This is a genomic window from Alishewanella jeotgali KCTC 22429, from assembly GCF_000245735.1.
Classification (GTDB): Bacteria; Pseudomonadota; Gammaproteobacteria; order Enterobacterales; family Alteromonadaceae; genus Alishewanella; species Alishewanella jeotgali.
Genome location: NZ_AHTH01000012.1, coordinates 54,127 through 66,065 on the forward strand (window position 1 = coordinate 54,127; position 11,939 = coordinate 66,065).

An 11,939-nucleotide genomic window follows, 5' to 3' on the forward strand; every position below is an offset into this window, starting at 1 on the left:
AATAATAATAGCTCATACTCAAATCCCAACTATAAATAACGCTGAGAAGTAAGGTGCCAATTACGCTTCCGAAAGCGCAATACAATATAAATCTGAGAAGGGCTCTTAAAGAGCTCATACTTCTATCATTAATTTTGTTTTTCATATAAATCTGTCGCTATTGTAATTGATGCCTCTGTTGCTACACCTGCAGCAGCACCTACGCTCGCTCCTGGCTGCGAGCCGAAAATAGCATTCGCTCGGCTATCCCCTAAAATTCTTTGAGCAGCATCCGCTTGCACTGCACCATTTACTCCGCCAGCAACTCCTCCGATAACCGCACCGGCAGCAGTATCCTTCAAAAGTTTTCCTCCATCAACAGCGCCTGTATCTGCATACTGTGTCAGAGCGCTGGAAGTGGCACCTGAAGCAGCCCCTGAAACTAGTCCTTTCCCACCTTCAGTGAGAACTCTTGAAGCAGGTGAGCTTAAAGCAGTGCCCGTACCTCTAACAGCTGCATTTCCTGCAGCGGATGCTAGTCTAGAAGCTGCTCCTCCCACTCCACCAGAAACAGCACCAATAGCGGCAGACTGACCAATTCTTCCCGGATCTAACTGAGAAAAGCCTTTTCCCTCAACCATAACTTGAACAGCGATTTCTGCAGCAGCCCCGATCAATGCTCCTATAGCAAAGTTTACAAATTCGCCATCAGGATCAACATATTTATATGGATTATTATTGGCATAAGCATACCGATTAAACCCCATAGCCAGATTACCACGTTGCATATGCCCCAGAAAATCTACCGGGTCATTGCTGTAAAACCGACCAATAATTGGATCATAATACCGCTGCTGCATATAGGTTAACTGCAGGTCATTATCTTCTACATGGCCGGTATAACCTGGCTCATCCGATTGAGTCCGAGGATCTGCATACTTGGCTACGAGCTGGCTGCCTAAGTAGTAATAGTCGGTATAACCATTGCTTTCGTACGTACTCATCAAAACACCAGCGCTGTTATACAGACTATAGGTTTTTGCGCCGTTTTTGTTTTTGATTATCCGCCGACCATGGCCATCATAAACATAGCTATTAATACCCGAGCTGGCTAAACGGTTTGCCCTGTTAAATGTAAAGGCTCTTACCCCATTATTAATGACATTTCCACGACTGTCGTAGCTAAAGCTCTGGCTAAAACTGCCACTGATGCTAGTAAGTCGGTTACTGCTATTGTAGGTGTAACTGATATCCTGGGTACCCAACGTTTTACGCGTGATATTGCCAAGAGCGTCATAGTTAAAGCTGCCGGCACCCCAAAAACCGTTCGCGGTTTTTAAGCGGCCAAGTCCGTCATATGTCATGTTGGTAACACTATTGGACGGCGAGACTGAATCGGTTATCGAGGTAAGATTACTGTTAGCATCATAACTGTACTGCTGTGACAGTAAGTTAGCCGATAGACTTACCCGGCGCTGCTCTGGTCGTTGCTGACTATCTAGTGTTTGTGTAAAGGTTAATGCGTTGCCATAGTTGAAGCTTTTAAGTTGGCCATTTGGGAAGTACTGGGCATTGGTCGCATAACTACCACTGCTGAGTGTTCGACCTAAGGCATCAACGGTAAAGGTCACACTTCTGCCAGATGGATAACTTAAGGACGTTAACTGCCCCAGTGCATTGTATCCAGGGTCTAGCACAAAGGTTAGGTTGTCGACATTAAGTAATTCTTTCTCTATCAGGCCAAGTGAATTGTATTGATACTCCCACGCAGTACTTCCTGAAGTCAGACTACTCAGGTTACCCTGCGCATCGTAGGTATAAAGGCTATTGCCGCTACTATCCGGATAGGTAATTTGCCGAATATTGCCGATATTGTCATAGCTAAAACTGGTTTTCTCACTCGCGAGCACACTCGCCGTAGCACAGGTGTTATTGGCACCGGACGCCCCTTTTGCTTCCCAAAGAATATCGCCAACCGCATTATAATCGTATGCCGTTGCTCCAACATCCGGACGGTACAGACGGCATAGCCGCTGCTGCGCATTGTAGTAGCGTGACTCTGTTACGCCACCCTGAACAATACTTGAGACATTGTCGAACACGTTATAGCTAATTGTTGTTGTGACATTCTCAGGTTGACTGATAAGCGAGGGGAGTTTTTGCTCTGGCGAACCAAATGCTCGATAGGTGGTAGTGGTACGGTTACCTAACGCATCAACTGTTTCTACACGATTGTTCGTTAAATAATAATAATCAACCCCCGTATTATCGACGGTGGAGTACTGCCGCTTAACCCGTTGCAACCCATCGTACAGGGTTGCCTGACCATTTGATTCATAATCATTTTCACTTGGAAACGACTTAAATACGGGCTGGTTATAGGCATCAAACTGCTGACGTACGTACACATTAATATTACGCGCTGTATCACGCTCACGAGTTAACAATGGCCTGAATAACGCATCCATTTCGATGCGCTTTTCATAGGCGCCGCGCCTTATCGTTTGAATAAAACGACCACTCTGATTGCTGTAGCTTATTGTTGTCGGTGCCCACGGTGAGGGGGGAGTAATAGAAGCCAGTCGACCGATGGCATCATAGCTGTAACTCGTTGTGTAACCAAGGAAATTCGTTACGCTGGTAATTTCACCATAATTATTAACGGTTTGCGTTGCTGCTTGAGTGGGTGTAGCCGTATACCTCCCCGGTAACGTAATTTGTTGCGGAGTTCCCCGCATGTAGTTATTAAATTCAACCCAGCGGTTCGTTGCATTCAGGGATTGGCGCCTAACGCTCCCTGCTGCGTTACCAGTAGTATGATAGGTATAGGTGTTTATTAAACTCCCGAATTGATATTCTTGATGGGGTAATAATTTACTATCACTATTCGCTGCGTGGTAAGTCGTTTGCCGCACCGTTGTCCAATTTATATTATCCGCAGAAATCTCGACCGTTGTTGGTAGATTTAGCACCCAAAGCGACGTATCGTGCTGATAGCGTAATCGTTTGTAACGTACACCACTTGGCCCAGTCTCTGTAATCAACTCAGGCTGGCTAAAGATGTTATAAGCACTGTAACTTGTATTATAAGACGTTGTTGCGCCATTACTGTAAAGTGTTGTGCTCACCCGATTTGGATAGATATGATTGTCGTGTGAGTGATTGTTATCAAACGGTTGATAACCTAACATTTCACAAGTTTCCCTACGACTTACTGGATAGTGATCCGGCTTGCACGACTCCAGCCTGACTAAGCCGACCTTAGGCACAATGTGAAAGGTATGTTCTACAGTTTGAAGTAAAGTTGTGCCATCCGTATCAAAATACAAAGTCATCATTTCTTTGCCTTCTAATGCGGTGTAGCTGCGATTTATAACATGTGCCGTTTTACTGCCATCCGGATTACTTACTGTGGTCGACCTCAAGTCCATCAAATGGATACCATGAGGATACACAGGTAAGCCACTTAGTGCTGCTGGCTGAGGTGAGGATGTAGTAGTGCGCTTAGGGGAACCTGCATTTTGAGAGTAAGAATAATTCCAGACTAAATTTTGTTGATTAAAAATTAGCTCTTTTTTTATCAAAGCAAGATTAACAAAGCATCGACCTGCACCAGATGCAAGCGGTATCTGAGAGCGTCCAAATCTTGTTGGGCGGTGTGTTAGTCTAATCAAAGCCCCTTCAGGATGTTCAATGGTTGACATTGTTGTATGCGTACTGGGTGCCACACAATCACTAATCGTCGGGTCGGCGAAGGAGTAACCGCCTGTTACATTAAAATTAAGATTGAACTGCCAGCGTTTTCCGTCAGGTCTGGTGACCGACGTCAGCTTATCTTTATAACGGCCGATGGCAGATTCGTAGTAAGTTTGATATGCATAGCGCCATACACGGTCATGCTGGATAATTTCCTTTATACGTTCAGACGTAGCGCCTTGCTCATATACAATATCAATTACCCTAGCATCACTTGATTCAATCTTTACTAGTTTGTTTGAATATTGCACAAAAGAAAAGGGCATTTCACCGCCATAATCAACGGACTCATAGGTATATTTAACCCAGTTACCGAAACGGTCCTCGATTCTGCTCACCTGGATATTTATGGTGTAAAGATCCATCAATACGTTAGCGCCAAACTCCGGGTTCCACACTTCCCCTTCTTGAGCGACCGATATTTGGGTCGCTGGTACTAACGAAACAACATCGAACGTATAGGTCACCCCCTCTGGAGAGACTGCGACGAATCCGTAGCGCCCACTGAGGCATGAAACTTTCCAGTTATCCGCAATTCGAGTGCCAAATCCTTGACCTTGCTCAGTAGTATTTGTTTCCCGAAGTTTTTCATTTAACACTCCTGGAATATTAAGTGTATCTCCACTCCAATACTGTGACGCCCCTACAGTCGCGAAACCCGTATCGACGAAAGTAGGCGGTAAATTGTTACAGTTTGGTATATGGCTTAGTAATTTTTGGCCACTTGGCAAACGCGATTTATACTCTAATGTAGTTGATGAGATACTGGGCAAATCCAGTGACCAGTCTCCAAAGCTCAGATTATTTGAATAGTTACTTACTGAACCCCTATATGACCTTTGCACACCGACAGGTAAAGTATTGTTACCTTTTATAGAAACATCACTATGGATAAAACTAATAATACCAGCATTGACGTCGACTTTATCTCCAAATAATGCTGTTGTCTCAGGGGTGATCTGCTCATTCACTTTCATTCGCGCTAATGCAAGATCTAAGACAGTATTAGATGAAGCACTTGAGGTAGTGACATTTAATGGTGCAATGACACTCTGCGATTCAATGACGGAAGCGTTTTTTGCAGCCAGGATCGCGTTACTAAATGCTTCGAGTTCTTCATCGGTGTAAGCGTGCGCATGAGCAAAAAAACCACCTGCGACTAATAAGGTTAAGGTTCGTGTAAAATGCATCATTATTGCTCCTTGCGCTCACCGTAGGGTTTATGTTCCGTTTTCTTCAGCATAACGCCTGACTGATTACTCTCCCCAATCACACTGCCCAGAATGTCGGTATGAATATAAGTAACAGCAGGTGAAGTATTGATGGTAAGTACATATGACCAATCTGAGCATTGTGATGACGCATTACAGCCGCGTACCTGATAGCCGTAAATGTTATTTGCACTCACAGTAAAACTATGGCTGCGAGCTGTTCCTTTATTAATTTCGGCTTGCCAGACACCATTGAGATTTTGCTTTATAAAATATGTACTCCCATTAACAATAGGATCCCAACTAATACTTACTGAAGTACCGGATGTTATTGCCGTTAGATTTGCAGGTGCAGCCAAAAATATAGGAGCAGGGGCCGCTGGCACAGTAAAAGAACCAGAGTTATTAATTAGCAAATTGGGATGATTTACAGAAATACCATGAACGTAAACCGTTTTACCTTGGTGTATAGCTACGTCGGCACTAGGCATTTCAACAGTGAAACGATGAGGAATACCAGCTGTGTTACATGCTGATGATACAGCGGTTTCGCTTGAGAGGTTAGCATTCGCTGCCCTGTAAAGCTGCCCAGTTCCTGCAGCTCCATTAAAATAAATATGAATTGAAATCGAAGATTGCACTCCTGTATCACAAGCCCAGCCGTGAAGCCTAACAGTACCATTGGATTGTAGTGTTACAAAATCTAAAACGCCTTTAATAGCTGCAACACATTGCGACGAAACAAACAGTAATGAACAAAATAACACAAATATTAAATGATGTGACTTCACTTTAGCCTCCATGCAAAAGTAGCGAGAATACCCCAATATACCGTTAGTATTCAATGACGTTATCGAGTTTTTATGAAGGCCGAATTTCCTGCCATTTTCCTGTTGACGATCGCATCAGGATATTCTGGCGATGCCAATGGGCTATAACAGCCTGGTCGGTGATATGGGCAGTTCCTTATCCGGCGGTCAAAAGCAGCGCTTACTGCTGGCCCGCGCCCTATACCGGCAACCGAAGATCCTCTTTCTCGATGAAGCGACCAGCCATTTGGATGTGCAGCTGGAACACTATGTTAATAAGGCAGTGCAGCAGCTAAAGATGACCCGGATTATTATTGCCCATCGCCCGGAAACTATCTTAAGTGCAGAACGGATTTTACTGTTACAACAAGGGCAACTGATTGATATCAGTCAGAGCTACCGCGCGCAGTGTCAGAAATCATCATAGCGGCAGCTATCGCCAACCTATCCGCTCGTCCGCCTTAACGTTGCGCTGACCAGGCGACTTGGTTGGCCTGGTGACTTGGCTAACTTCCTTGCTCCGGCAAGCGCAGCTTATCAAATAGTATTCCGGCCAGGGTGCGGTTATTTACATTCAACTTGCGTAAAATCGCCGACACATGCTGCTTGATGGTGGTTTCCTGCACCTGCATCTCATAGGCAATTTGCTTATTGAGCAAGCCATCAGCAATCATTTTCAGTACCCGGAACTGCTGGGGTGTAAGTTGCTCCAGACGCTGGGCAAAATCCTGATCAATCAGCGGCCGGGCATTTTTTACATCTTCAGACAATTCAGCCGGCAACCAGCTATCACCATTTAATACCGCATTAATGGCTTCGGACAGCAATTCCAGTGGTGCCGATTTTGGAATATAGGCGCCCGCCCCCAGTGTCAGAGCTTGCTTAATAATCACTGGATCTTCTTCGGCTGATACCATTACCACCGGCACATCCGGATATTCGGTGCGCAGCGCGGTTAAGCCGGTAAAGCCGTCTGAACCCGGCATTTTCAGATCCAGAAAAATTAAATGGGTATCAGGATGTTGGCGTAGTAAGGGCCAGACCTGCTGCATGGTTTGCGCCTGCAGTAAGGTGGCATCACTGCCCAGTATGGCCGCACAGGCTTGAGATAGCGCGACACGGAATAGCGGGTGGTCATCTGCAATAATGGCAATCATAAGGTCACTTTGGGGTTTTTACCCAATAATGAACCGGGGCTGACGCCCCGGCAAGTGTTTTTACTTAGAAGCGATAGCCTACCGACAAACTCACCGTACGAGGATCAATGTAGAAACCTAACACTGAGTTATCCAGTACTGGTCCGGCAAAGTTGTAACCGGCGATCCTCGCCTGCTTATTACCAAGGTTTTTACCTTGCAGTGACAGGTCCCAATGTCCATCATTTGAATACCAGGTTACGCCGGCATTAAATAATGTGTAACCGCCGTAATCCAGTATAGATGGGATCTCGAAGATCTGAGTCTTACCACGATGCGCCATATTACCCGCTACCACAATCTCACCCACACTGGTAGCAATACTGTAGGTTCCTGCCAGGGTCGCGGTGACTTTAGGTGTATTAGCGAAAGACCATAAATTTGAAACGTCAATCACTCGCTGTTGATTCGGGTCGAAAAACTCAACTTCGTTAAACTCTGCGTCAACGTAACCCAGGATTAAGCTCAGGTTGAAATCACGGGTAGCGGCAAATGTTGCCTCCAGCTCGGCGCCTTTAATATCTGCGTTTGCCGCATTCAGCACCTGGGAGGCTACAGTAACAGAGCCGTTTAATTCTACTGAACGTTGCACTGTAACCTGCATATCATCATATTTAGACATAAAGACCGCAGCATTTAAGCGCAGGCGCTGGTTTAGCCACTCGCTCTTCATCCCCAGTTCATAGGTATCTACGGTTTCCTCGGTATAAGGCTTATTGGCATCCGGGTTAACCGCCTGATTGGCCCGCATATCAAAACCACCTGACTTAAAGCCATTGGTATAGCTACCGTATAACATCAGATCGTTACTGTGCTGGTATTCAACCCCTAAGCGCGGAGAGAAATGGCTAAAGCTGGCGCTGTCAGTAAAGTCTGTTTGCACACCGATACGGGTGCCGCCACTTTGCCGCGGAAATTTATAACCGTTGTAAACATAACGATATACAGAGGCGTCTTTATCATCTTTGGTGTAACGGCCTCCTAAGGTCAGAGACCATTTTTCATCCAACTGATAAGTCCCTTGAGAATAGAAAGCGGTACTGTCGGTATCAACGCAGCCGCCATTCTCCGTGGTTGTTAAGCCATACACCACCTGGCCGAAAGCACCACAGGCTTCACCGCTATAATAATAAAAGCCGCTGGCTAGCTTTAAGCGTTCGCCGCTATACAGCAGCTGTAACTCTTGAGAAGTTTGCTTATCTTCATAGAAGGCCGGAATATCCAAGGTTGGAAAGGAGGTTGAATCAAAGTCAATGTTAGTGTCCGTAACCCCTTCGCGTCTCGCCGTGACCGATTTAATCGTCCAGTTGTCCGTTAGATCCCAGTTCAGGGTTAATGACTGCCCCTCGGTTTCTACTTTATTCTTAACCGGCATACTGATATTGGCGTCGTAGACTTTGGTCGGCCGGATATCGGTTGGCGCTAGTGCACTTGGGAATAAGCGGAAACCGCCACGAGGATTAGAATCGTCTACGGTTTTGTCCGCAGCCAAATTAACCCGGAAGTTATCTGCCAGGTTCCATTGCAAGCTAACACGCCCTGACATCAAGTCTTTATTGTAGTTATCATCTCCCGTATTCAGGAACTTACCAAAGCCATCCCGATTAAAGGTTGCAAAGGCGCCACTAATAAAGACACTATCACTTAACCCGGTTTGCCCCGAAATTTTTAAATCGCGCTGATTATAACTCCCTAAGGTGCCACGAACGGCAAACTGGTTATCGCCAGTAAGTGTTTTAGTCACATATTTTACCGCGCCACCGATAGTATTACGGCCATAAAGCGTGCCTTGTGGACCACGCAATACTTCAATTCGCTCAACATCATACACATCCAGCGCCGCACCCTGCGGCCGGGCCAGATAGACATCATCGATATAGATACCGACGCCAGGTTCAAAGCCCCACAATGGATCCTGCTGCCCAATACCGCGGATATAAGCGGTCAGGGTGCTGTTGGTGCCGCGCGACACCTGTAAGGTGGTATTCGGTGAGTACTGTTGTACCGAAGTAATATTATCGATACCACGCTGTGCCAGCTGCTCTTCGCCTAATGAGGTTACTGCTACCGGTACCGTTTGTAGGTTTTCTACGGTGCGACGGGCGGTCACTTCGATGCGCTCCAGCTTAACCGCCTCATCATCGCTGCTGGTGGTTTCCTGTGCCAAAGCCGGCATGGCCAGACAGCTGCTAATTGCCAGTGCCAGCAGGCTCGGCTTGAGATTACGGGGATAAGTGGCGCGATAGTTAATCTTATTGTTGTTGGCCATAACCGGCCCTCCTGTTGTGTCGATGTTGTGCTGTCTGCTTCTTGTAACCGGAATCCCATGGCACTCCGGCGTTGTTATATGTTTAGAGTAGCCGCGATTGCAGAAATATTAACCTGTACCTTAGTACTATGGCTGACATGGGCAGACTGTATCAGACTAGAAAAAAACAAGAACAAGGATTATCCGATGTTAAGTTTGCTCGGTTTACTGCTTGGTCTGGGACTGCTGATTGTCCTGACCATGCGCGGCTTTAACCTCTTTATCACGGCCCCGCTCTGTGCCCTGCTGGTGGCGCTGACTAATGGTATCCCGTTCTGGCAGGTAGCCGATAAGATTGATTTTGTGCACGGCTATATGAACGGTTTTTCCGGTTTTGTCGCTAACTGGTTTCTGATGTTCCTGCTCGGCTCGCTGTTCGGCAAGCTAATGGAGCATACCGGCGCTGCCGATGCAGTGGCACTGGCGATTGTGAAACGACTGGGGCATAAGCGGGCGGTGCTGGCTATCGTACTGGCTTGTGCGGTATTAACCTATGGTGGCGTCAGCTTATTTGTGGTGGCGTTTTCCGCTTACCCGATGGCCGTAAGCCTGTTTAAAGGCGCTAACTTACCACGGCGCTTTATTCCGGCAACATTGGCGCTCGGCTCTGTCACCTTTACTATGACCTCTGCTGGCTCACCCGAGATCCAAAACTGGATCCCCATCCCTTATCTGGGTACCACTCCCTATGCCGGCTGGGAAGTCAGCTTAGTCGTCGCCGCCTTTATGGCCGTTGGCGGTTACGCCGCGCTAATGTGGATGATCAAAGGCGCGCAAGCCCGTGGCGAGCACTTTATTGCCCGCGCCACAGATCCGGAACTTAGCGATAAAGCCCTGCCGCATTGGTTAACCGGCTTAATCCCACTGCTGGTGGTACTGGTCACATCCTTCCTGTTGCACGACAGCCTGCAGCAAGCTGCGCTGATTATTGCACTGGCTGGTGGTGTGGTAAGTTTATATCTGCTGAATTTCCGCTTTCTGCACAACCCGGCCGCCGCAACCAATGAAGGCGTACTGGGTGCCTTGCTGGCCATAGGTAACACCGCTGCTGTAGTCGGCTTTGGCGGCGTGGCAAGGCTTACTCCCGCCTTTGGCGAGGTGGTCCATTTTATGACACACTTACCCGGCCCGGAACTGATTGGCGCCGCGGTGGCGGTAAGTGCTATTGCCGGTTTAACCGGGTCGGCATCTGGCGGTCAGGCTATCGCCTTGCCGGAAATTGCGCCAACCTATCTGGAACGTGGCGTTGATGCTGAGCAACTACACCGGGTGGTCGCCATTTCATCCGGTGCGCTCGACTCACTGCCACATAATGGCTATGTGGTCACCACCATCCGCGCAATTTGTGGCGAAACACACCAGAACGCTTACTGGCCAGTAGCGGTAGTCAGTGTGCTGATGCCATTACTGGGTGTGGTGCTGGCCATCCTGTTATTTCAATGGTTTTAATGGAGTTTAAGATGCTACTGCTGCAACTACTTGTGCAACTGCGGCTACCACTGCTTAAGGTGGGTTTACTGCTTGGCTTACTGCTGCTGAGTAGTTGCAGTCGGGCCGAATCCTTGCTGGTGGAAAAACAAGCCTTTGAAATCGCCAGTTTTACCACCCAATCCGGGCAGCTGATTGCTCCAGTACGAGTCGGCTGGGAAGCTTATGGCAAACTTAATGCTGACAAGTCCAATGCCATTTTGATCACCCATTTCTTTTCCGGCACCTCGCACGCTGCCGGTAAATACCAGCCGGATGATGCCGTAGCTGGCTACTGGGATGCCATTATTGGCCCAGGTAAAGCCATTGATACCAATAAATTTTACGTGATCAGTGTCGATACTCTGGTTAATGCGAATGTGTTTGATCCCAAGGTAATTACCACAGGCCCGGCGACCATCAATCCGGCAACAGGCAAGCCCTGGGGGCTCAGCTTTCCGGTGGTGACCATCACTGACTTTGTCGAAGTGCAACGCCAGCTGCTGGATAGCCTGGGCATTCAGCAACTACATGCGGTGATTGGCGCCTCTATGGGCTCGTTTCAGGCCATTGAGTGGGCGGTACGTTATCCAGAGCGGGTGCAGCGCTTGATCCCGGTAATCGGCACGGCCTATATGGACGCCTGGGCCGCAGTGCGGCTAGAGCGTTGGGCCTATCCGATTAAACAGGATCCAGCCTGGCGGGATGGCGACTATTATGCCTATGGCCAACCTGTGCAGGGCCTAAGCACGGCCGTGGCCTATATTACTCAGGATGCCCTTTATCCAACGGCTTTTAATCAGCGCTTTACCGATCCGTTGCAGGATCAGGCGCCGCAGCAGGATATCCGAGCGCCCTTTTCTGCCTGTCAGCAGTTAATGGCTCAGGCCGCTGAGCGCAGTAAATTGCAGGATGCCAACCATATCCTGTATCTGGTACGCGCCTCGCAATTGTATCGTGCTGGTATGGGTGATAACTGGCAACAAGCGCTGCAACAGGTTAAAGCGAAAACGCTGTTCCTGCCAGCCAGCGGCGACCAGTTGCTGCTACCGACGATGTCGCAGCACAGTGCCGCTGCGATGCCACAGGCGGCACAGGTGCAATATGCTGAGATCCCCGGTGACTATGGGCATCTGGACGGCGTCTTTAATATTCAGGCGGTGAGTGCCAAGATCGCAGCTTTTCTGAACTAACCCTCAGCTGCAACTTCGAT

The 11,939-nt window shown here is 47.9% G+C and carries 7 protein-coding genes; 3 read left to right on the forward strand and 4 right to left on the reverse strand.

Going from position 1 to position 11,939, the window contains the following annotated elements; all coding sequences use genetic code 11:
- Positions 1 to 128 precede the first annotated feature (128 nt).
- Positions 129 to 4,928, reverse strand: a complete 4,800-nt coding sequence (locus AJE_RS18755) for an RHS repeat domain-containing protein (RefSeq protein ID WP_083835097.1) — start codon at positions 4,926 to 4,928, stop codon at positions 129 to 131.
- Complete coding sequence (locus tag AJE_RS18590) at positions 4,928 to 5,737, reverse strand: fibronectin type III domain-containing protein (protein WP_162097745.1); 810 nt, start codon at positions 5,735 to 5,737, stop codon at positions 4,928 to 4,930. The genes AJE_RS18755 and AJE_RS18590 overlap by 1 nt, the downstream gene beginning before the upstream one ends.
- A 136-nt stretch (positions 5,738 to 5,873) precedes the next feature.
- Between AJE_RS18590 and AJE_RS06150 the strand changes: the two genes are divergently transcribed.
- Entirely contained in the window at positions 5,874 to 6,182 is a 309-nt protein-coding gene (locus AJE_RS06150) for an ATP-binding cassette domain-containing protein (protein WP_420167168.1), read from the forward strand.
- Between the two features lie 79 nt (positions 6,183 to 6,261).
- On the opposite strand, the gene AJE_RS06155 is transcribed toward AJE_RS06150, so the two are convergent.
- Positions 6,262 to 6,912: a response regulator transcription factor gene (locus AJE_RS06155; RefSeq protein ID WP_008950125.1), complete on the reverse strand. Its 651-nt coding sequence runs from the start codon at positions 6,910 to 6,912 to the stop codon at positions 6,262 to 6,264.
- Between the two features lie 64 nt (positions 6,913 to 6,976).
- Complete coding sequence (locus AJE_RS06160) at positions 6,977 to 9,220, reverse strand: TonB-dependent receptor (protein ID WP_008950126.1); 2,244 nt, start codon at positions 9,218 to 9,220, stop codon at positions 6,977 to 6,979.
- Positions 9,221 to 9,406: 186 nt separating this feature from the next.
- Here AJE_RS06160 and AJE_RS06165 point away from each other — a divergent pair, with 186 nt between their 5' ends.
- Both AJE_RS06165 and AJE_RS06170 read left to right on the forward strand, forming a co-directional pair.
- Positions 9,407 to 10,708 carry a GntP family permease gene (locus AJE_RS06165; RefSeq protein WP_008950127.1) on the forward strand — a complete coding sequence of 434 codons (1,302 nt, stop codon included), beginning with the start codon at positions 9,407 to 9,409 and terminating at the stop codon, positions 10,706 to 10,708.
- An 11-nt stretch (positions 10,709 to 10,719) separates the two neighbouring features.
- The gene (locus tag AJE_RS06170; protein WP_008950128.1) at positions 10,720 to 11,919 is read left to right on the forward strand and encodes an E22 family MetX-like putative esterase; all 1,200 of its coding nucleotides are present in this window, start codon (positions 10,720 to 10,722) and stop codon (positions 11,917 to 11,919) included.
- Positions 11,920 to 11,939: the final 20 nt, after the last annotated feature.